18 protein-coding genes are annotated in these 21190 nt (G+C 54.8%); 9 read left to right on the top strand and 9 right to left on the bottom strand.

Annotated features, from left to right (window positions below):
- Window positions 1-125: 125 nt before the first annotated feature.
- Window positions 126-2105: a monovalent cation:proton antiporter family protein gene (locus KEM39_RS05085; protein ID WP_211709676.1), complete on the bottom strand. Its 1980-nt coding sequence runs from the start codon at window positions 2103-2105 to the stop codon at window positions 126-128.
- A gap of 148 nt (window positions 2106-2253) precedes the next feature.
- Here KEM39_RS05085 and KEM39_RS05080 point away from each other — a divergent pair, with 148 nt between their 5' ends.
- Both KEM39_RS05080 and gap read left to right on the top strand, forming a co-directional pair.
- On the top strand, window positions 2254-3093 hold the full coding sequence (locus KEM39_RS05080) for an RnfABCDGE type electron transport complex subunit B (protein ID WP_127223198.1): 840 nt from the start codon (window positions 2254-2256) through the stop codon (window positions 3091-3093).
- Window positions 3094-3292: 199 nt separating this feature from the next.
- Window positions 3293-4324, top strand: a complete 1032-nt coding sequence (gene gap / locus KEM39_RS05075) for a type I glyceraldehyde-3-phosphate dehydrogenase (RefSeq protein WP_002240987.1) — start codon at window positions 3293-3295, stop codon at window positions 4322-4324.
- 150 nt (window positions 4325-4474) lie between these two features.
- Here the strand turns inward: gap and aat are convergent, their stop codons facing one another.
- Window positions 4475-5200 carry a leucyl/phenylalanyl-tRNA--protein transferase gene (gene aat / locus KEM39_RS05070; protein WP_025457512.1) on the bottom strand — a complete coding sequence of 242 codons (726 nt, stop codon included), beginning with the start codon at window positions 5198-5200 and terminating at the stop codon, window positions 4475-4477.
- Between the two features lie 69 nt (window positions 5201-5269).
- Window positions 5270-5704, bottom strand: coding sequence for a ferric iron uptake transcriptional regulator (gene fur / locus KEM39_RS05065; RefSeq protein ID WP_002216289.1), 435 nt, complete (start codon window positions 5702-5704; stop codon window positions 5270-5272).
- Window positions 5705-5930: 226 nt separating this feature from the next.
- On the opposite strand from fur, the gene KEM39_RS05060 reads away from it, so the two are divergent.
- Complete coding sequence (locus KEM39_RS05060) at window positions 5931-6308, top strand: outer membrane protein assembly factor BamE (protein ID WP_211709675.1); 378 nt, start codon at window positions 5931-5933, stop codon at window positions 6306-6308.
- Window positions 6309-6317: 9 nt separating this feature from the next.
- A complete protein-coding gene (gene dapB / locus KEM39_RS05055; RefSeq protein WP_211709674.1) occupies window positions 6318-7127 on the top strand; it encodes a 4-hydroxy-tetrahydrodipicolinate reductase in 810 nt (269 codons plus the stop codon).
- 113 nt (window positions 7128-7240) lie between these two features.
- On the opposite strand, the gene KEM39_RS05050 is transcribed toward dapB, so the two are convergent.
- The 4 genes from KEM39_RS05050 to KEM39_RS05035 all read right to left on the bottom strand — a co-directional run bounded on the left by KEM39_RS05050 (window position 7241) and on the right by KEM39_RS05035 (window position 10118).
- On the bottom strand, window positions 7241-7651 hold the full coding sequence (locus tag KEM39_RS05050) for a hypothetical protein (RefSeq protein WP_003675991.1): 411 nt from the start codon (window positions 7649-7651) through the stop codon (window positions 7241-7243).
- A 1-nt stretch (window position 7652) separates the two neighbouring features.
- Window positions 7653-7898 (bottom strand): hypothetical protein, encoded by a 246-nt coding sequence (locus tag KEM39_RS05045; protein WP_211709673.1) that lies wholly within the window; start codon window positions 7896-7898, stop codon window positions 7653-7655.
- A 7-nt stretch (window positions 7899-7905) separates the two neighbouring features.
- On the bottom strand, window positions 7906-9060 hold the full coding sequence (lpxB, locus tag KEM39_RS05040; RefSeq protein ID WP_211709672.1) for a lipid-A-disaccharide synthase: 1155 nt from the start codon (window positions 9058-9060) through the stop codon (window positions 7906-7908).
- 65 nt (window positions 9061-9125) lie between these two features.
- The gene (locus tag KEM39_RS05035; protein WP_211709671.1) at window positions 9126-10118 is read right to left on the bottom strand and encodes an RluA family pseudouridine synthase; all 993 of its coding nucleotides are present in this window, start codon (window positions 10116-10118) and stop codon (window positions 9126-9128) included.
- A gap of 492 nt (window positions 10119-10610) precedes the next feature.
- Between KEM39_RS05035 and KEM39_RS05030 the strand changes: the two genes are divergently transcribed.
- Window positions 10611-13370 carry an Rne/Rng family ribonuclease gene (locus tag KEM39_RS05030; protein ID WP_118997438.1) on the top strand — a complete coding sequence of 920 codons (2760 nt, stop codon included), beginning with the start codon at window positions 10611-10613 and terminating at the stop codon, window positions 13368-13370.
- 564 nt (window positions 13371-13934) lie between these two features.
- Complete coding sequence (locus KEM39_RS05025) at window positions 13935-14429, top strand: pilin (RefSeq protein ID WP_211709670.1); 495 nt, start codon at window positions 13935-13937, stop codon at window positions 14427-14429.
- Window positions 14430-15201: 772 nt separating this feature from the next.
- Here KEM39_RS05025 and KEM39_RS05020 read toward each other — a convergent pair.
- Entirely contained in the window at window positions 15202-15486 is a 285-nt protein-coding gene (locus KEM39_RS05020; protein ID WP_118997372.1) for a GIY-YIG nuclease family protein, read from the bottom strand.
- A gap of 238 nt (window positions 15487-15724) precedes the next feature.
- A complete protein-coding gene (gene pdxA, locus KEM39_RS05015; protein ID WP_211709669.1) occupies window positions 15725-16714 on the bottom strand; it encodes a 4-hydroxythreonine-4-phosphate dehydrogenase PdxA in 990 nt (329 codons plus the stop codon).
- A gap of 159 nt (window positions 16715-16873) precedes the next feature.
- On the opposite strand from pdxA, the gene KEM39_RS05010 reads away from it, so the two are divergent.
- The 3 genes from KEM39_RS05010 to rnhB all read left to right on the top strand — a co-directional run bounded on the left by KEM39_RS05010 (window position 16874) and on the right by rnhB (window position 21024).
- Window positions 16874-18301, top strand: coding sequence for an alanine/glycine:cation symporter family protein (locus KEM39_RS05010; RefSeq protein ID WP_003713203.1), 1428 nt, complete (start codon window positions 16874-16876; stop codon window positions 18299-18301).
- 174 nt (window positions 18302-18475) lie between these two features.
- On the top strand, window positions 18476-20371 hold the full coding sequence (gene mnmG, locus KEM39_RS05005) for a tRNA uridine-5-carboxymethylaminomethyl(34) synthesis enzyme MnmG (protein ID WP_118997370.1): 1896 nt from the start codon (window positions 18476-18478) through the stop codon (window positions 20369-20371).
- Between the two features lie 68 nt (window positions 20372-20439).
- Window positions 20440-21024, top strand: a complete 585-nt coding sequence (rnhB, locus tag KEM39_RS05000) for a ribonuclease HII (protein WP_118997369.1) — start codon at window positions 20440-20442, stop codon at window positions 21022-21024.
- The last annotated feature ends 166 nt before the right edge of the window (window positions 21025-21190 follow it).

The following is a 21190-nucleotide window of genomic DNA, read 5'->3' as shown; positions in this document are numbered from 1 at the left end:
GAACCGCCGACATTCTGCTTGTAAGGCAGACGCTCTACCAACTGAGCTAATCACCCTTGCGATTTGCGAAAACGCTATTAAACCAAATAATCGGCCTTCATGCAAGCATTATTTGACCGGTCTATTCAATCGCCTTGCAAACTCCAGTTTTCAAACAAAATAATTTCATCCTTTTTGCCGACGACGACCAATATGTCTCCGCCTTCCAAAACGAAGGAAGGAACGGGATTTTCAATCCTCGCGGTACGGCGACGGACGAACAGCAGTTTGATGCCGTGCCTGCCCAAAGGCAGTGCGCCGATTGTTTTTCCGACAGCATAAGCCTCTTGCGCCAAAGAAAAAGCATGGCGACAAACAGTTTCGCCGTTTTCACCGAATCCCGCTTCGTCGTCACTGCCGACAAACAGTCCCTCCAATGCGGCATAACGACTGTGGCGGATATTTGCCATCGTCTGATAGACGTGCCGGTACGACGCGCCGTTGCCTAACATCGCATAGCCTGCCAGCACGAGTCCGGTTTCTTTGGTGTCCGACACGGCTTCTTCCGCACCTATATCGGTAAACGTTTTCACATAATCGTCGTTGGTGGCGCGCACATATACGGGCATATTGGGATACATGGACAGCACATTGTCTAAAACGTGTTGCGTTTCGTGCATATTGTTGAGCGTCAGCACCACCATTTTCGCCCGTCCCAGACCGGCGGCTTCCAATACTTCCCTGCGTTTCGCATCGCCGAACGACACCGGTTCGCCCGCACTTCTGGCAACCTGCACCCGCGCAATGTCCAAGTCGAGCGCGAAATACGGAATATCCTCTTGGGCAAGGACGCGTCCGACCGTCTGCCCGCCCCTGCCAAAACCGATAACCAACACATGGTCTGACTTGCTCATGGTTTCCACCAACATACTGTGCAGGTCAAGCGACTTCATATCCCAGCTTGACTGGACCAAACGCCCTACCAGCGCATCGCTGCTGCCCAACACAAAGGGGGCGATAATCATCGACAGCAGAACCGCCGCCGTCGCCGCCTGTTCCCATTCTGGCGAAACCATATCAAGCTGCCCGGCAATGGCCAGCATCACGAAGCCGAACTCGCCGCCTTGCGCGAGATACAAAGCCGTTTTGAGGCTGTCGCCGACCGAATGTTTCATTTTGAAGGCAATGGCAAACACAACCAGTGCCTTCAACACCAGCAGCATTGCCAACAGCATCAATACCTGCCGCCAGCCGCCGATTAATGCCTGAATGTCCAGCTTCATGCCGACCGTGATAAAGAAAAAGCCGAGCAAGATATCGCGGAACGGGCGGATGTCGTCTTCGACTTGGAAACGGTATTCCGTTTCCGAAAGCAGCATCCCCGCCACAAACGCGCCCAACGCCATCGACAGCCCTTCCAACGCCGTCAGATAAGACACGCCCAGCGTTACCAGCAGCACATTGATCATAAAGAGTTCGGACGATTTGCGTTTTGCCACCATCCTGAACCATCGCGACATAATTTTGCTGCCGACGAAAAACAGCAGCCCCAGCGTCAGCAGCATTTTTGCAAACGCCAAACCCAAGGCCGCCCAAATATTTCCATCCCCTCCGCCAGCCAGCGCGGGAATCAGAATCATCAGCGGCACGACGGCGATGTCCTGCATCAGCAGCACGCCCATCGCCATCTGACCGTGCGGCTGCCCCAATTCCGTCTTTTCCGACAAAATCCGGCTCACAATCGCCGTGGACGACATCGCCAACGCGCCCGACACGGCAAACGCCCAATTGAACGGGACGCCCGTCAGCATCAGTATGCCCATTACCGACAGCATCGTAACGCCGACCTGCAAACCGCCCAGACCGAACACCAGCCGCCTCATCGCCCTCAACTTGGGCAGCGAGAACTCCAAACCGATGCTGAACATCAGGAACACAATCCCGATTTCGCCCAAATAATCCGTCGCATGGCTTTTCGGAATCAGGCTGAGCATACCGGGCCCCGCCAAAAAGCCCACCAGCAGGTAGCCCAGCATGGAGGGAATGTTGAACTTGCGGCACAGGATCACCGTAATGACCGACACCAGCAGAACAACCACAATAGGGGCAAGCGAAAATTCGTTCATAGGCCGTCCGAACAGGAAAATACAGAAAAATGCCGTCTGAAACGGCATACGCCGCCGTATTATAACAAAACACCGAGCATCATCCGAAACGGGCGCGGCATACAATTCTGCTAAAATACGCCCTTTCGATTTTGAGCCGCACACCGACATGACTGCCACAGCCGCCGCCATAGACCGCCTGCTTCCCCAAACACAATGCCGCGAATGCGGCTACGACGGCTGCCTGCCCTACGCACAGGCAGTCGCAACAGGCGAAGCGTACAACCTCTGCGCCCCGGGCGGCGCAACCGTCGTCCGCGACCTTGCCGCCCTGCTCGGCAAACCCCTTGTCGCACCTGCCAAAACCCAAGCCAAAGCACTCGCCCGGATAGACGAAACCGCCTGTATCGGCTGCACCGCCTGCATCCGCGCCTGCCCTGCCGATGCCATTATGGGCGCGGGCAAACTTATGCATACCGTCATCGCCGACGAATGCACCGGCTGCGGACTCTGCGTCGCCCCCTGCCCCGTGGACTGCATCCATATGCAGCCCGTTGCCGACACCGTCCTGCCCCGCGCGCGCCGCTTCAGCCTGTCCGCCGACAGCCGTTTTGCCGCCGCCGAACACGCGCGTGCGCGCTACCTCAAACGCAACGAACGCAAACAACGCGAAGCCGACGAACGCAAGGCCATGCTTGCCGAACGCGAAGCCGCCGTCCGCAACGCGCGTCCGCAAACACCCGACACACCGAAAAAACCGGCGTTTAACCCTGCCGACCTCATCGCCAAAGCCATGGCAAAAGCGCAAACCCAACAAGACCGCCTCGCCGCCGCCGACAACCGCAAAGACTATCAGGCGAAACAGATAGCCGAAGCCCGCGAACGCGCCGAGTTGCGCCGCGCCCAACGCGATATGAAATACGGCAGCGACAGCGAAAAAGCCGCCGCCCTCGAATACCTCAAACAATACAAAGCCAAACAGGAAGCCGCACAGAATACCGCCTCCTGACCCTTCCCCGACATGCCGTCTGAAGCCGCTTCAGACGGCATTTTATCAAGCTCTCCGTCCGCCGCACCTGTGCCGTCCGCATCTTACCGCCCACCCTTCCAGTCGCGCCGTTTTCAATAAAATATTAATTACACGCCACTACAAATTTGCTATAATCCGCCCCGAAAATCTACCCAACCCCTCGACAAAGGAACAAACCATGGGCATCAAAGTCGCCATCAACGGCTACGGACGCATCGGCCGCCAGGTTTTGCGCGCCATCTACGACTATCAGATTCAAGACCAACTCCAAATCGTCGCCGTCAACGCCAGCGGCAGCCTTGAAACCAACGCCCATCTGACCAAATTCGACACCGTACACGGACGCTTTGAAGCCGACGTATCCCACGACGGCGGCAACCTCATCGTCAACGGCGACAAAATCCCCTTCTTCTCGACCCGCAACCCTGCCGAACTGCCGTGGAAAGAACTCGGTGTCGATTTGGTCATGGAATGCACCGGCGCGTTCACCAGCAAAGAAAAAGCCAAAATCCACCTCGAAAGCGGCGCGAAAAAAGTCCTCATTTCCGCACCGGGCGGCGACGATGTCGATGCAACCGTCGTGTACGGCGTGAACGACAGCGTCCTGACCGCCGACATGACCGTCGTTTCCAACGCTTCCTGCACCACCAACTGCCTCTCGCCGGTTGCCAAAGTGTTGAGCGAAAGCGTCGGCATCGTCAAAGGCGCGATGACCACCATCCACGCGCTGACCAACGACCAAACCGTTACCGACGTGCGCCACAAAGACCTGCGCCGCGCCCGCAGCGGCGTGGAAAACATGATTCCGACCAAAACCGGCGCGGCAAAAGCCGTCGGTTTGGTACTGCCCGAATTGAAAGGCAGGCTCGACGGGCTTGCCATCCGCGTGCCGACCGTCAACGTATCATTGGTAGATTTGAGCTTCCAAGCCGCGCGCGACACCACAGTCGAAGAAATCAACGCACTGATGAAAGCCGCCTCGGAAGCAGGCGCGCTCAAAGGCGTTTTAGGCTACAACACCCTGCCCTTGGTTTCCATGGACTTCAACCACACCACCGAAGCCAGCCACTTCGACGCAACGCTGACCAAAGTTGTTGACGGCAACATGGTCAAAGTGTTCGCTTGGTATGACAACGAATGGGGCTTCAGCTGCCAAATGCTGAACACCGCACGCCGTATGTTCGGACTTGAAGTGCGCCCACTCAAATAAGCAACAAACCGTCAAACAAAATGCCGTCTGAAACCCGATGTTTTCAAGTTTCAGACGGCATTTTTCATTTTTCACCGTGATTTTACCCGGCTGTCGTCATTTCCAATTTTAATCCACCATATTTGAACCTGACCGAAGCATAAGCCGCCATCAAAGCCCCTTGCACGCCACTTCGCGCCGCCCGATTTCCTCTTTCAACGGCACGGCGTTTAACATCCGCAGACGTTCGGCAAAATCCGCAAACGGCAGCAGCTCCGAACCGAAACGGCGCATATGTTCCGTGTCCTGCTGGCAGTCTATCAGTTCCACGCCCAAATCCGCCAAAAACGGCACGGCGCAGGCAAAAGCGATTTTCGACGCATCCGGTTGCAACGCAAACATTGATTCGCCATAAAACACCCTGCCGATTTGCACACCGTAAAAGCCGCCCGCCAACCTCGTTTCACCGCTTTCATCGGGATAATGGCACTCGAAAGAATGCGCGTATCCCATTTCGTGCAGCTTCAAATATGCCGTCTGAAACTCGGGCGCAATCCAAGTTCCGTCCTGATTCGGGCGCGCCGCTGCCGCACAATGCGCGACCACTTCCGCAAAACAGCCGTTGACCGCAACCCGATAGCTGCCGTTGCGCAGCGTTTTCGCCAGCGAGCGCGGAACGTGCAGACGTTCGGGAACAATCACCGCACGCGGGCCGACCGCATACCAAAAAAACCAACCGTCCCGAGAAAACCACGGAAACACGCCGTTCCGATACGCCTCGAGCAGCCGCCCCGCATCCAAATCGCCGCTCACGCCGACCAGCCCGTCGCACCGGGCCAAAGCATAGGCAGGATCGGGAAAGGCATAATTGTCAGGGGCAAGCAGCGGAATACGCATGGCAGTTCTCCAAAAACACAGACGGCATCCAAAATCATGAATGCCGTCTGAACAACAAACCGTCCGGATTTAACGTTTGCCCTTGGCCTGACAGTCGCTGCACACGCCGTACATATAAAGCGCGTGATCGACGATGCGGTAGCCGTTTTCCTCGGCGATTTTGTCTTGCAGGGCTTCGATTTCGGGATTGTGGAATTCCGTTACCTCGCCGCACTTCACACAGACGATATGGTCGTGGTGGTCGCCCTTGTCCAACTCATAAACCGCCTTGCCCGTTTCAAAATGGTGGCGTTGCAAAATGCCCGCCTGCTCAAATTGCGTTAGCACGCGATAAATCGTCGCCACACCGATTTCCACACCCTCTTCCAACAAAATACGGTACACATCCTCGGCACTCAAATGCTCTTCCGCATGCGTCTCGAACAAATCCAAAATCTTCAAACGCGGACCGGTAACTTTCAGTCCACTGTCTTTCAGTTGCGCAATATTGCTGAATTTTTCCATAATATTCAATATCCCTGTAAAATAATAGACGCTATAATACGCAATTTCAGCCTGCTTGCCCACTATCACACCATAGCAGTTTGCAATAGCAAAACCGCAACGGCGGACGGGCAGTCGGACACAGACAGGGTGAAATACCGCTTAAGCGTATGATTATCGTTCGCTTTTATAAAATATTCAAGCAGTGCTACACTAGACATCCCGATTTGCACAGAAAGGTTCTCCCGTGAACAAAACCCTCATACTCGTCCTTTCCACCCTGTTCAGCCTGACCGCGTGCAGCGTCGAACGCGTCTCGCTGTTTCCCTCCTACAAACTCAAAATCATCCAAGGCAACGAACTCGAACCGCGCGCCGTTGCCGCCCTCCGCCCCGGCATGACCAAAGACCAAGTCCTGCTCCTGCTCGGCAGCCCCATACTGCGCGACGCGTTCCACACCGACCGCTGGGACTACACCTTCAACACCTCCCGCAACGGCATCATCAAAGAACGCAGCAATCTGACCGTCTATTTTGAAAACGGCGTGCTCGTCCGCGCCGAAGGCGACGCCCTCCAAAATGCCGCCGAAGCCCTCCGCGCGAAACAAAACGCAGACAAACAATAAGGAACACACATGACACCGCTCAAAATCGCCATCGCCGGCGTCAACGGCCGTATGGGGCGCGTCCTCGTCGAAGCCGTCAACAACCATCCCGACACCGTCCTTTCCGGCGCGCTCGAACACTCAGGCTCAGAAGCCCTCGGGCTGGACGCAGGCTACGCCGTCGGACTCAAAACCGGCATAGCCATTTCAGACGACGTTGACGCTGTTCTCGCACAAAGCGACGTACTCATCGACTTTACCCGCCCCGAGCCGACCCTCAAACACCTGCAAAAATGCGTGGAAAAAGGTGTCTGCATCATCATCGGCACAACAGGCTTCGACGATGCGGGCAAAGCCGCCATCCGCGCTGCCGCCGAAAAAACAGGCGTTGTCTTCGCCGCCAACTTCAGCGTCGGCGTGAACCTCACCTTCCACATCCTCGACACCGTCGCCCGCGTCCTCAACGAAGGCTACGACATCGAAATCATCGAAGGCCACCACCGCCACAAAGTCGACGCACCCAGCGGCACTGCGTTACGCATGGGCGAAGTCATCGCCGGCGCGCTCGGCCGCGACCTCAAACAATGCGCCGTTTACGGCCGCGAAGGCCATACCGGTCCGCGCGATCCGTCCACCATCGGCTTTGCCACCGTCCGCGCAGGCGACATCGTCGGCGACCACACCGCCCTCTTCGCCACCGACGGCGAACGCGTGGAAATCACCCACAAAGCCAGCAGCCGCATGACCTTTGCCGCCGGCGCCGTCCGTGCCGCAGTTTGGGTAAACGGCAAAACGGGTTTGTACGATATGCAGGACGTACTCGGGCTGAACAACCGTTAACCCCCATACAAAATGCCGTCTGAAAAGATATTGTTCAGACGGCATTTTGCCGACAGGCTCCGTATCGGCATATCAATAAAGTTGCTTGCGCAGCATGACAAGCTACGGCTCGTTTAATTGAAACTCTCCTGATCTAAAAATTCTAACTCTATTTCCCGGCAAACTATATCTATGCTAAAAGCAGTCGGAAGATTATACCTACGCCCTATTAATGCCAGCGTACCTCCATAATCCACGATTTCATCGTCCTGCTTTAATTCTCCTAGCTCCAATACATTATCGATACCTTTATCTTGGTTCTTCGTAGCGTATCCATAGACAAATTTCAGATAGCTGAACTGCTTGAATTTAATTTTTACCCAGTATGAATAATTAGGCATAGGGATCTCTTGAGGAAAGTCCGGATAATTCACATTCTTGACGATGATATGGAATTCATCATTTTTCAAAGTATAGTTTAATAGAGACCCCTCAATTATATGCAGAGATTGATGATCTTTTCTTGGAATAGTATAAGTTGTCATATTATTTTACCTTTTCAAAAACAATGGTTTTAAGCTTTTTTGAGTCCAAGTTGGCTCCAGTACTCTTATGAAATTCCAGTTGTTTAAACTCTTCCTTTAACGGTCCATTATATTTTAACCTTAATCCCATTCGGGCCAGTTCTGTTTCATTTGGAATTCCTCTTAAATATTTATTGGTTGCTGTGCCATTAATCACAATTTCTCCTCCTGTTTTTGTAATACGTGCTGCTTCAAGAAGATAATCCATTAACCGCTCAACATCCCGCCTCTTCCAAAACCGCGCGCGCGGCCAAATCCGCCGTATCTTTTTTCAACAGCAGGTGCAACGCCCTGAAATCCTGTTGCAGCGCGGCAACCTTATCGGGGTGTTCGTACCAGTCCGCCAACGCTGCCGCCAGTTTTTCCGGTTTTGCTTCAGATTGCAATAATTCCGGCACAGCCTCCTTACCCAACAGGATATTCGGCAGGCCGACATGCGGCACTTTGATTTTGCGTTTCACATAAGCATAGGTCAGCGGCGAAATCTTGTAGCTGATGACCATCGGACGCTTGCACAGCGCCACTTCCAAAGTCGCCGTACCGCTCGTTACCAGCACCGCATCCGCCGCCCTGCACACCGTTTCAGACTGTCTGTCGGTTACCGTCAGCGGCAATCCGGCAAACTCCGGCCGCTGCAAAACTTCCGCCAAACGCCGCTTCGTCGCCTCAGTTGCGGCAGGCAGCAGGAAGCGTGCGGCAGGATAGCGTTCCAACAACAATAATGCCGTCTGAAAAAACACCGGCGCCATATAATCGATTTCGCTGACGCGGCTGCCGGGCAGCAAGGCGAATACGGGAATGCCGGCATCCACGCCCAAAGTTTGCCGCGCCGTTTCACGGTCGTCTTCCAAGGGCATAAGCTGCGCCATCGGATGACCGACAAACTCCGCACGTCCGCCCGCATCGAGATAAAGCTGCGGCTCCATCGGGAACAGGCACAGCACGCGGTTGACCTGATGCACGATTTTGCCCACGCGTTCCCGCCGCCACGCCCACACCGACGGGCTGACATAATGCAGGGTCGGAATGCCCGCCCGTTTGAGCCGCTCCGCCACACCCAGATTAAAATCGGGCGCATCGATGCCGACAAACACATCAGGTTTCAACGACAGCAAATCCCGTACCAGCCCCCTGCGTATCCGTAAAATTTCCGGCAGGCGTTTTACCACCTCGGCAAAGCCGCGCACCGCCAGTCGCTCCTGATCATAAAGGCTCTCGAAACCTTCCGCCTTCATCAGTTCGCCGCCGATACCGACAAAACGCGCCTGCGGGCAACGCTTTCGGATGGCGCGTATCAGGTGCGCCCCCAACAGGTCGCCCGACGCTTCGCCGACACTGACAGCAATCAAAGGGCTTTTTTTATCAACCATATTCGTTCTTCTTCACATACTTTCACGTCCCGATGCCGTCTGAAGGCTTCAGACGGCATCGGGGTTCACATTTTCGTCCCGTTTTCCAACATCACCGCAAACTGCGCCAAGTCCGGCGGCAGCTCCGCCTTCAACACCAGCGGCTCGCCCGTGAGCGGATGGTTCAAGTGCAGCTCGGACGCGTGCAAAAACATCCGCTTCAAACCCAACTTCTGCAAACGCCGGTTCGCCTGATAATCGCCGTAACGTTCATCGCCCGCAATCGGACAGCCTTGAGATTGCAGATGCACGCGGATTTGGTGCGTGCGACCCGTTTTCAGCGTTGCCCGCACCAAAGTCAGGTGCGACAGCCCGACACCGTGCAAAATGCCGTCTGAAAAACGGCTTAACACACGGAACACCGTATGCGCCGACTGCCCGTCCTCACTGACGCGTACCATCTTTTCGCCTTGTGCGCCGGTATATTTGAACAGGGGCAGTTTGACATGGAAATTGTCGTCCGGCAGTTTGCCCACCCCCAGCGCAAGGTAGATTTTTTTGGGGTGGTCGTTGCGGATGGCTTCGTGAAGTTTGACGAGCGCGCTGCGTTTCTTCGCCACCATCAACAAACCGCTCGTATCCTTGTCCAAACGGTGGACCAACTCCAAATACTTCGCCTCCGGACGGGCGCGGCGCAACTGTTCGATAACGCCGAAACTCACGCCGCTGCCGCCGTGTACCGCCACGCCGGAAGGCTTATTGACCACCAGCAGCGCGTCGTCCTCATACACCGCCTCAAACGCACGCGCCGGTACGGTGGCACGCCTTTCAGACGGCATTTCCTTCTCCGCCACGCGCACAGGCGGAATCCGCACCGTATCCCCCTCCGCAATACGGCTGTCGGGTTTGCAGCGTTTCTTGTTCAAGCGCACCTCGCCGGCGCGGATAATGCGGTGGATATGGCTCTTGGGAACACCCTTGAGGATTTTTATCAGATAGTTATCAAGGCGTTGACCCGCCTCATGTTCGGCAACCCCTATCAGGCTGACCGAATCTTTGCGTATTTCGTGCGTTTTCATCTATAATCCGAACATCCGTTTCAGCAAAAAGCGCGCCCGCCGCGCCCCCTGAAACGGTTTACTTTAAAACGGAATTTTATATTAAAAACGCACTCCGCAAAGCATTTTCCCTGCGCCTGTTCCCAGCCGGCAGGCGCAGAACGTAATCAAGTTTGAATTGATTTTGCCGTTTCGGCGCGGAAGTAAGACGGCAGCCGGGCTCAAGTCCCAAACGCAAACCGCCCGAAAACACAGGCATAACGATAACAAGAAGAAGCCGGCACCCATTTTTCCGACCGCAGCGTTCGGAACGCGGCAGACAGACCGCCGCATCGATCTTTATAGCCTTCTTTATCCGACCCTTCCGCACACGGTTCCCCGGAACGTGCATCCCTGCGGATTTTCAACTCAAAAACTGATTACCGGTTTTATCCGAAGACATCGGAAAACCCAGCCTTACGGAATGCCGAACCGGACCGGCGCGCCCGAATGCCGCCCGTCCACGAGGTGATCATGAAAAGAATGTTATTCAACGCAACGCAGGCCGAAGAGCTGCGCGTTGCCATCGTCGATGGCCAAAACCTTTTGGACTTGGACATCGAAACGCTGGGCAAAGAACAGCGCAAAGGCAATATCTACAAAGGCATCATTACCCGCATCGAGCCGTCGCTGGAAGCGTGTTTCGTGGATTACGGAACCGACCGCCACGGCTTCTTGCCGTTTAAAGAAGTCTCCCGCTCATACTTCCAAGACTACGAAGGCGGACGCGCGCGCATCCAAGACGTGCTCAAAGAAGGCATGGAAGTCATCGTCCAAGTCGAAAAAGACGAGCGCGGCAACAAAGGCGCCGCGCTGACCACCTTCATCAGCCTCGCCGGACGCTATCTGGTATTGATGCCGAACAACCCGCGCGGCGGCGGCGTATCCCGCCGTATCGAAGGCGAAGAGCGTCAAGAGTTGAAAGCCGCCATGGCGGAACTCGACATTCCGAACGGCATGAGCATCATCGCCCGTACCGCCGGCATCGGCCGCAGCGCGGAAGAGTTGGAATGGGACTTGAACTACCTCAAACAACTCTGGCAGGCGATTGAAGAAGCAGGAAAAGCGCATCACGACCCCTACCTGCTCTTTATGGAAAGCTCGCTGCTGATCCGAGCCATCCGCGACTATTTCCGCCCCGACATCGGCGAGATTTTGGTGGACAATCAAGAAGTTTACGACCAAGTTGCCGAGTTCATGAGCTACGTCATGCCGGGCAATATAGGCCGTCTGAAACTCTACGAAGACCACACGCCGCTGTTTTCCCGCTTCCAAATCGAACATCAAATCGAAAGCGCGTTTTCGCGCAGCGTCAGCCTGCCTTCCGGCGGCGCGATCGTCATCGACCACACCGAAGCCCTCGTCTCCATCGATGTCAACTCCGCACGCGCCACACGCGGCGCAGACATCGAAGACACTGCGTTCAAAACCAATATGGAAGCCGCCGAAGAAGTCGCCCGCCAAATGCGCCTGCGCGACTTGGGCGGTTTGGTCGTCATCGACTTCATCGACATGGAAAATCCGAAACACCAGCGCGATGTTGAAAACGTCCTGCGCGACGCGCTCAAAAAAGACCGCGCCCGCGTGCAAATGGGCAAACTGTCCCGCTTCGGACTTTTGGAATTGAGCCGCCAACGCCTGAAACCGGCTTTGGGCGAAAGCAGCCATGTTGCGTGTCCGCGTTGTGCCGGCACCGGCGTGATTCGGGGCATCGAATCCACCGCCCTGCACGTTTTGCGCATCATTCAAGAAGAAGCAATGAAAGACAACACCGGTGAAGTACACGCACAAGTGCCCGTCGATGTCGCCACCTTCCTGCTGAACGAAAAACGCGCCGAGCTGTTTGCGATGGAAGAGCGTTTGGATGTCAACGTCGTCCTGATTCCAAACATCCACTTGGAAAATCCGCACTACGAAATCAACCGCATCCGTATCGACGACATAGAAGAAGACGGCGAACCGAGCTACAAACGCGTTGCCGAGCCTGAAGAAGACGAATCCGCCAAACCGTTCGGAGGCGAAAAAGCCAAAGCCGCCCGCCCCGAACCCGCCGTCAAAGGCGTGCGCCACACCAGCCCTGCCCCGACTGCCGCCCCCGAGAAAAAAACCTCTTGGTGGGACAGCTTCAAAGCATGGCTCAAACGCATTTTCGGCGGCAGCGAAACCCAAGCCGCGCCCGCTGCCGAAACCTCCGAAAAACGCAGCACGGCAAACCGCAGCGGCAGCCGCGCCAACAACCGCCGCCAAAATCCGCGCCGCAGCAAACGCGAAGGCAGCAAAGTAGAAGTCCGCGAAGTGGCAGGCAAAACTGCCGGACAGGAAGCGCGCGCCGACAAAGCCGAAACGCGCAACAACGGCAACCGCCGCCGCAGCGAACGCGGCGACCGTGCCGCCGAACGCGCCAACGAAGCGGAAATCCAAGACCGCAACATACAGCCTGCCGCAACCGTTGCAGATGCCGCACCGTCCGAAACTGAAGTGCAAACCGGCAAACGCCGCCGCAACGGCAGCCGCAGCGAACGCAGCCAAACCGCGCCGGAAACCGCCGCCGTTGCCGAAACAGCCGTTCAGACAGCGGAAAACACGCCGTCCGAACCGCATACCGCAGAAGACAAAGGCAGCAAGCCCAAATCCGAACGCAACCGCCGCGAACGCGACAGCCGAGATGCCAAAGAACGCCGCGAGCGCAACAATCAGCGCGACCGCCGTCAAAACGGCAAAAAACGCAATATCCCGTCTGCCGCCAAAATCGAACAGTACCTGAATATTCACGATACCGCCGACAAAGTCCGTTCCGCTGTCGCCCATGTTTTCGGGGAAAACGATGCAAATGCTCCGATTACCGTCAGCATTGCCGAACCAGTTGCAGAAAGGGACGTTCCGACAGCATCTCCCGCCGTTTCAAACGGCGATGCACCGGTTTATGATGCGGCAGAAAAAATCCGCCGTGCCGTTGCCGCCATCCTTCCCGAAGGAGCGACACCGAAAGCCGAAGCACAGGAAATGCCGTCTGAAACCTCAACCTTTACGGCTGCGGTGGAACAGGCACAGGAAACCGCACAAACCGGCGGACTCGTCCTGATTGAAACCGACCCTGCCGCATTGAAGGCATGGGCGGCACAACCCGAAGTCCAAGCCGGACGCGGTTTGCGCCGTTCCGAACAGCCCAAGCCGTCTGAAGCCGCAACCGTCCCTGCCGAAGAAATGATCCAAGTCGAAACCCGGCAAGGCTGAACCGACGGCGGCAAAAAGAGGTTCTGTTCCGCAGAACCTCTTTTTTACATAGATTCGGATACCTGCAATGCCGTCTGAAACTTCGCCATTCCCGTCATTCCCGCAACCTTCCGTCATTCCCGTGAAAACGGGAATCTAGAACCTCAAAATTTCAGATAACCTTTGAATATTGCCGTCGCCCAAAAGTCTAGATTCCCGCCTCCGCAGGAACGACGGTGCGGATTTCCCTGCGGGCTGACGAGAATTGTCAGCCCGAAACTGACAAAAATTGTCAGATATGACAAAAATTGTCAGTTTTTCCGCCGCCTCCGCCTCTTCCGATTTTTTCCCAAAAACGTCAAAATCAATAAAATTCCCATACAAAACAAGCATACTGCGTAATCGCCCTATCAAACTTTGCCGAAAAATCCGATTTTGGCACGCAGATTGCTTGAAGAAAGACAAGCCGAAAGGCAAATCAAAAAAGACCGACGGTCAAATACATTGCGGGTTTTATAATTTTCCGGCAGATGCCGTAAAACGTTTTTTATCTTTTCACTTAAACTTTAAACTAGGAGTTATCCCATGAAAGCAATCCAAAAAGGTTTCACCCTGATCGAGTTGATGATCGTTATCGCCATCGTAGGTGTTTTGGCCGTTGTCGCTCTGCCTGCATACCAAGACTACACTGCACGTGCGCAAATGTCTGAAGCCCTGACTTTGGCTGAAGGTCAAAAATCCGCAGTGGTTGAATACTACTCCGATAAAGGTACATTCCCTGCTAGCAACGCAGACGCAGGAATTGCAGCCGCTAGTACAATTACAGGTAAATATGTTAAATCTGTAGAAGTTACCTCTGCGGCTGGAGCTACTCCTACAGCAAAAATTACTGCCACAATGAAATCCTCAGGTGTAAATAAAGATATTTCAGGTAAAACCTTGGTTCTGGAAGGTAAACAAAACGCAGGCTCGTTTGACTGGACTTGTAAAAAAGGCACTGTGGACGACAAATTCCTGCCGTCTTCCTGCCGTGGAAATGGTGGTACTTCTACCACTACTAGTGGTTCTTCTGCTTCTTAATAAAGAAGCAATCGGGTTTAAATCCGATAAGGCAAACAAAATGCCGTCTGAATCTGTTTCAGACGGCATTTTTTATTTTGGGGCGCGTTTTTTGTTCCCGCCTGTCTTTCCCCCACTTCCGCCGTCCCTTTCCTTATTTCGTCATTCCCGTGCTTACCGCAACATTTCGTCATTCCCGTCATTCCCGCAACATTCCGTCATTCCCGCGAAAGCGGGAATCTAGAACCTCTAAACTTTCAAATAATCTTTAAATATTGCCGCTGCCCAAAGGTCTGGATTCCCGCCTGCGCGGGAATGACGGCGGAGAGTGGACGATGCCGTCTGAAACTTCGTCATTCCCGTGAAAACGGGAATCTAGAACCTCTAAACTTTCAAATAATCTTTAAATATTGCCGCTGCCCAAAGGTCTGGATTCCCGCCTGCGCGGGAATGACGGCGGAGCGGTTTCTGTTTTTTCCGATAAATTCCTAAAACTTAAAATTTCATCATTCCCACAAGGACAGAAAACCAAAAACAGAAACCTAAATTCGTCATTCCCGCAAAAGCGGGAATCTAGAACGCAGGGTTGGAGAAACTGTTTTTTCCGATAAGTTTCCGTACCGACGAGGCTGGATTCCCGCCTGCGCGGGAATGACGGCGGAGGGTGGACGATGCCGTCTGAAGCTTCGTCATTCCCGTGAAAACGGGAATCTAGAACCTCAAATTTTCAGATAATTTTTGAATATTGCCGCTGCCCAAAGGTCTGGATTCCCGCCTGCGCGGGAATGACGGGCTAAATAATATCAAACCATAAATCCCGCCAAGAAACATTATTTTCTTCAATCAGTTGCAATTTCCAAGCCCTGTTCCATTTCTTCAACTGTTTTTCCCGAGTAATTGCACTCTCCATCGTAGGATGCAGTTCATACCAAACCAGCATAGTAACGTTGTACCGTGATGTAAATCCCTCAATCAAATGCTCCCTATGTTGGTAAATACGTTGCACCAAATCAGATGTAACTCCAACATACAACGTGCCATTACGTTGGCTTGCTAAAATATAAACCGCAGGCTGCATATAATACCTTTTTGAATTATTTAGATTCCTGTGAACACCCTCTCGGGATTCCCGCCTGTGCGGAATGACGGCGGAGGGTGGACGATGCCGTCTGAAGCTTCGCCATTCCCGCAACATTCCGTCATTCCCGTGAAAACGGGAATCTAGAACCTCAAACTTTCAGATAATCTTTGAATATTGCCGCTGCCCGAAGGTCTGGATTCCCGCCTGCGCGGGAATGACGGGTCTTTTATCATCTTTAAAGGCTGCCGCGCGCCATCTCGACGGCGGTCTCCACGGCAGTTATCAGGCTGCCGGAGTCCGCCCTGCCGGTTGCCGCCAAATCAAGCGCGGTGCCGTGATCGACGGAGGTGCGGATAAAGGGCAGTCCGAGCGTGATGTTCACGCCCTGTCCGAAGCTGTGGTATTTCAACACGGGCAGCCCTTGGTCGTGGTACATCGCCAATACGGCATCCGCACCTTCGAGCATAAACGGTTGGAACAAGGTATCCGCCGGATACGGGCCGGCGAGGTTTATCCCTTCGCGGCGCAGGTTTTCCAATGCGGGGATAATGGTGTCGGTTTCTTCGTGTCCGAGGTGTCCGCCTTCGCCGGCGTGGGGGTTGAGTCCGGCGACCAGGATTTTGGGATTTTTGATGCCGAATTTGTGTTTTAAGTCGTGATGCAAAATGCGTGCGACGCTTTCAATCAGCGGTTGCGTGATGGCGGCGGCAACGTCTTTCAGCGGCAGGTGGGTCGTTACGAGGGCGACGCGCAGGCCTTTGCCGGCAAGCATCATCACGACCTGCCCCGTGCCGCTTTTTTCCGCCAGATATTCGGTGTGTCCGCTGAAAAAACCTGTGCTTGCGTGCGCGTCGTTGATGATGCCTTTGTGCAGCGGCGCGGTAACGATGCCGTCGAAAATGCCGTCTGAAATGCCTGCGAGCGCGGTGTCCAAAAGTTGCAGCACATAGGCGGCGTTGGCGGGATTGAGTTTGCCCGCCTCAACCGCTTCGGCGGCAGGGATGTGCAGCACTTCCAGCTCGCCGTATGCCGCGCCGCCTGATTCCGGATCGAAGTCGCGCAGGACGATGCTTTTGCCCAAGGCTTCGGCGCGCGCGCGCAACAGGTTTTTGTCGCCCAAAACCGCGCAGCGGCAGGGCAGGCGTGCAAATGCCAAGTCCAAACAAATATCGGGGCCGATGCCGGCAGGCTCGCCGGAAGTAACGGCAAAAACGGGCTGTTTCATTTCGTTTGCTCCAAACAAAATGCGATTCTAACGCCGCAGCCGCGCGGCGATGTAAATTTTTCTGATTTTGTTGACAATCTGCTAGAATGGGCGTTTACAAAATTTAAACCCTGCTTGCATACCGCCAATATGTGCGGGTTTCAACTTTAAGGAAGCGATATGAACGAGAACTTTACCGAATGGCTGCACGGCTGGGTCGGCGCCATCAACGATCCGATGTGGTCATACTTGGTCTATATGCTTTTGGGTACGGGGCTTTTCTTCACCGTAACCACGGGCTTTGTCCAATTCCGCCTGTTCGGGCGCAGCATCAAAGAAATGCTCGGCGGCCGCAAACAGGGGGACGACCCTCACGGCATCACGCCGTTTCAGGCATTTGTAACCGGCCTTGCCAGCCGCGTGGGCGTGGGCAACATCGCGGGCGTGGCAATCGCCATCAAAGTCGGCGGGCCGGGCGCGGTGTTTTGGATGTGGGTAACCGCCTTAATCGGCATGAGTTCGGCGTTTGTCGAATCTTCGCTGGCGCAGCTCTTTAAAGTCCGCGACTACGACAACCACCATTTCCGGGGCGGCCCCGCCTACTACATCACTCAAGGGCTGGGGCAGAAATGGCTGGGCGTGTTGTTCGCCCTGAGCCTGATTTTCTGTTTCGGCTTTGTGTTTGAAGCGGTTCAGACCAATACCATTGCCGATACCGTCAAAGCGGCGTGGGGCTGGGAGCCTCATTATGTCGGCGTCGCCCTGGTGATTTTAACCGCGCCGATTATCTTCGGCGGTATCCGGCGCGTATCTAAAGCGGCGGAAATCGTCGTGCCCCTGATGGCGGTTTTGTACCTCTTTATCGCGCTTTTCATCATTTTGACCAATATTCCGATGATTCCGGACGTGTTCGGTCAGATTTTTTCGGGCGCGTTCAAATTCGACGCGGCAGCAGGCGGCTTTCTCGGCGGTCTGATTTCGCAAACGATGATGATGGGCATCAAACGCGGCCTGTATTCCAACGAGGCGGGTATGGGTTCCGCGCCGAACGCCGCCGCCGCCGCCGAAGTGAAACACCCTGTTTCGCAAGGTATGATTCAAATGCTGGGCGTGTTTGTCGATACCATCATCGTTTGTTCTTGCACCGCCTTCATCATCTTGATTTACCAACAGCCTTATGGCGATTTGAGCGGTGCGGCACTGACGCAGGCGGCGATTGTCAGCCAAGTGGGGCAATGGGGCGCGGGCTTCCTCGCCGTCATCCTGTTTATGTTTGCCTTTTCCACCGTTATCGGCAACTATGCCTATGCCGAGTCCAACGTCCAATTCATCAAAAGCCATTGGCTGATTACCGCCGTTTTCCGTATGCTGGTTTTGGCATGGGTCTATTTCGGCGCGGTTGCCAATGTGCCTTTGGTATGGGATATGGCGGATATGGCGATGGGCATCATGGCGTGGATCAACCTTGTCGCCATCCTGCTGCTCTCGCCACTGGCATTTATGCTGCTGCGCGATTACACCGCCAAGCTGAAAATGGGCAAAGACCCCGAGTTCAAACTTTCCGAACATCCGGGCCTGAAACGCCGCATCAAATCCGACGTTTGGTAAATCCTGAACATACACGAGCCGCTTCTTCACGAAGCGGCTTTTCTCTTCCTGCGCGCACTGTAAAAACAAAGCGAAAAAGCGTACAATCCCAACCCTTTACTTTTGAATCCATTTCGTTTTTCAGACGGCATCCTGCTTGGAATGCCGTCTGAAAAACCGTCAGGCAATACACACATGACCCACATGATTTACCCCAAAACCTACGACGTTATCGTCGTCGGCGGCGGCCACGCAGGCACGGAAGCCGCACTCGCCGCCGCCCGTATGGGCGCGCAGACGCTTTTGCTCACACACAATATCGAAACGCTCGGACAAATGTCGTGCAACCCCTCTATCGGCGGCATCGGCAAAGGGCATTTGGTACGCGAACTCGACGCGCTCGGCGGCGCAATGGCGTTGGCAACCGACAAATCCGGCATCCAGTTCCGCCGTCTGAACGCCAGCAAAGGCGCGGCAGTACGAGCCACGCGCGCACAGGCGGATCGCATTTTGTATAAAGCCGCCATCCGTGAGATGTTGGAAAACCAAGAAAACCTCGACCTTTTCCAACAAGCCGTCGAAGACGTTACCCTCGACGGCGAACGCATCAGCGGCGTGGTTACCGCGATGGGTGTGGAGTTTAAAGCACGCGCCGTGGTGTTGACCGCCGGCACGTTTTTGTCCGGCAAAATCCACATCGGTTTGGAAAACTACGAAGGCGGCCGCGCCGGCGACCCCGCCGCCAAATCGCTCGGTGGTCGCTTGCGTGAATTGAACCTGCCGCAAGGCCGTCTGAAAACCGGCACGCCGCCGCGTATTGACGGACGCACGATTGACTTTTCCCAACTGACCGAACAGCCCGGCGACACGCCCGTTCCGGTAATGTCCGTGCGCGGCAACGCCGATATGCACCCGCGCCAAATGTCCTGCTGGATTACGCATACCAACACGCAAACCCACGACATCATCCGTTCAGGCTTCGACCGCAGCCCGATGTTTACCGGCAAAATCGAAGGCGTGGGCCCGCGTTATTGTCCGTCTATCGAAGACAAAATCAACCGTTTCGCCGACAAAGACAGCCACCAGATTTTCCTCGAACCCGAAGGTCTGACCACGCACGAATACTATCCTAACGGTATCTCCACCAGCCTGCCGTTCGACATCCAAATCGCGCTCGTCCGCAGTATGAAAGGTTTGGAAAACGCCCATATCCTGCGCCCCGGTTACGCCATCGAATACGACTACTTTGATCCACGCAACCTCAAAGCAAGCCTCGAAACCAAAACCATTGAGGGACTGTTTTTCGCCGGGCAAATCAACGGCACGACAGGCTACGAAGAAGCCGCCGCGCAAGGTTTATTGGCAGGCGCGAACGCCGTGCAATATGTGCGCGGACAAGACCCGCTCCTGCTGCGCCGCGAACAAGCCTATCTCGGCGTATTGGTGGACGACCTCATCACCAAAGGCGTGAACGAACCTTACCGAATGTTCACCAGCCGCGCCGAATACCGCCTGCAACTCAGGGAAGACAACGCCGATATGCGCCTGACCGAAGACGGCTACAAAATCGGCTTGGTGGGTGAAGCGCAATGGCGCATGTTCAACGAAAAACGCGAAGCCGTCGAACGCGAAATCCAACGTTTGAAAACAACATGGTACACGCCGCAAAAACTCGCCGAAGACGAACAAATCCGCGTATTCGGACAAAAACTCAGCCGCGAAGCCAACCTGCACGATTTGTTACGCCGCCCGAACCTCGACTACGCCGCGCTAATGATGCTCGAAGGCGCGATGCCGTCTGAACGCCTCTCCGCCGAAGTGGTCGAACAAGTCGAAATCCAAGTCAAATACCAAGGCTATATCGACCGCCAAAACGAAGAAATCGACAGCCGCCGCGACATCGAAACCTTAAAGCTGCCCGACGACATCGATTACAGCAAAGTCAAAGGCTTGTCGGCAGAAGTACAGCAAAAGCTCAACCAGCACAAACCCGAAACCGTCGGACAAGCAAGCCGTATTTCCGGCGTAACCCCCGCGGCAGTGGCGTTGCTGATGGTGCATTTGAAGCGCGGGTTTAAAGACGCGAAATAAACACATCGGTACGATGCCGTCTGAAACCATTTTCAGACGGCATTCCTACTATCCCAACAGGAAACATCATGCACATACTGACCGCCGGCGTAGACGAGGCAGGACGCGGACCCTTAGTCGGCAGCGTGTTTGCCGCCGCCGTCATCCTTCCGGAAACATTCGACCTGCCCGGACTGACCGACTCCAAAAAACTCAGCGAGAAAAAACGCGACGCGCTTACCGAAATGATTAAAGATCAAGCAGTCGCGTGGCACGTCGCCGCCGCCGGGCCCGAAGAAATCGCCGGCCTCAACATCCTGCACGCCACCATGCTCGCGATGAAACGCGCCATTGACGGTTTGGCTGTGCGTCCCGAAAAAATATTCATCGACGGCAACCGCATTCCCGAACATTTGAACATCCCTGCCGAAGCCGTTGTCAAAGGCGACAGCAAAATCATCGAAATCTCCGCCGCATCCGTTTTGGCAAAGACCGCACGCGATGCGGAAATGTACGCACTGGCGCAACGCCATCCCCAATACGGCTTCGACAAACACAAAGGTTACGGCACGAAGCAGCATCTGGAAGCCCTCGAAAAATACGGCGTGCTGCCCGAACACCGCCGCGACTTCGCCCCCGTCAGAAACCTGCTCTCGCAGCAGACACTGTTTTAAACCGGCACAAAAATGCCGTCTGAAGCCTTCAGACGGCATTTCCAGCATCGCAACTTCAAAGAGAAAGAACCCAAACCGCCATTCCCGCGAAAAATAGAAAATCAAAAAAAACCTAAAATCCGTCATTCCCGCGCAGGCGGGAATCCAATCCGTCCGGTTTCCGTTT

The organism is Neisseria sp. Marseille-Q1983 (assembly GCF_018224585.1).
In the GTDB taxonomy this organism is placed as follows: Bacteria; Pseudomonadota; Gammaproteobacteria; order Burkholderiales; family Neisseriaceae; genus Neisseria; species Neisseria polysaccharea.
Note: the sequence above shows the minus strand (reverse complement) of the source record. Positions and strands in the feature narration are given on the sequence as shown.

Bases quoted from the DNA above. Each gene is read 5' to 3' on its own strand.
- KEM39_RS05085 (WP_211709676.1), bottom strand. From the start codon at position 2,105: ATGAACGAATTTTCGCTTGCCCCTATTGTGGTTGTTCTGCTGGTGTCG.
- KEM39_RS05080 (WP_127223198.1), top strand. From the start codon at position 2,254: ATGACTGCCACAGCCGCCGCCATAGACCGCCTGCTTCCCCAAACACAA.
- gap (WP_002240987.1), top strand. From the start codon at position 3,293: ATGGGCATCAAAGTCGCCATCAACGGCTACGGACGCATCGGCCGCCAG.
- aat (WP_025457512.1), bottom strand. From the start codon at position 5,200: ATGCGTATTCCGCTGCTTGCCCCTGACAATTATGCCTTTCCCGATCCT.
- fur (WP_002216289.1), bottom strand. From the start codon at position 5,704: ATGGAAAAATTCAGCAATATTGCGCAACTGAAAGACAGTGGACTGAAA.
- dapB (WP_211709674.1), top strand. From the start codon at position 6,318: ATGACACCGCTCAAAATCGCCATCGCCGGCGTCAACGGCCGTATGGGG.
- KEM39_RS05050 (WP_003675991.1), bottom strand. From the start codon at position 7,651: ATGACAACTTATACTATTCCAAGAAAAGATCATCAATCTCTGCATATA.
- KEM39_RS05045 (WP_211709673.1), bottom strand. From the start codon at position 7,898: ATGGATTATCTTCTTGAAGCAGCACGTATTACAAAAACAGGAGGAGAA.
- lpxB (WP_211709672.1), bottom strand. From the start codon at position 9,060: ATGGTTGATAAAAAAAGCCCTTTGATTGCTGTCAGTGTCGGCGAAGCG.
- KEM39_RS05035 (WP_211709671.1), bottom strand. From the start codon at position 10,118: ATGAAAACGCACGAAATACGCAAAGATTCGGTCAGCCTGATAGGGGTT.
- KEM39_RS05030 (WP_118997438.1), top strand. From the start codon at position 10,611: ATGAAAAGAATGTTATTCAACGCAACGCAGGCCGAAGAGCTGCGCGTT.
- KEM39_RS05025 (WP_211709670.1), top strand. From the start codon at position 13,935: ATGAAAGCAATCCAAAAAGGTTTCACCCTGATCGAGTTGATGATCGTT.
- KEM39_RS05020 (WP_118997372.1), bottom strand. From the start codon at position 15,486: ATGCAGCCTGCGGTTTATATTTTAGCAAGCCAACGTAATGGCACGTTG.
- pdxA (WP_211709669.1), bottom strand. From the start codon at position 16,714: ATGAAACAGCCCGTTTTTGCCGTTACTTCCGGCGAGCCTGCCGGCATC.
- KEM39_RS05010 (WP_003713203.1), top strand. From the start codon at position 16,874: ATGAACGAGAACTTTACCGAATGGCTGCACGGCTGGGTCGGCGCCATC.
- mnmG (WP_118997370.1), top strand. From the start codon at position 18,476: ATGACCCACATGATTTACCCCAAAACCTACGACGTTATCGTCGTCGGC.
- rnhB (WP_118997369.1), top strand. From the start codon at position 20,440: ATGCACATACTGACCGCCGGCGTAGACGAGGCAGGACGCGGACCCTTA.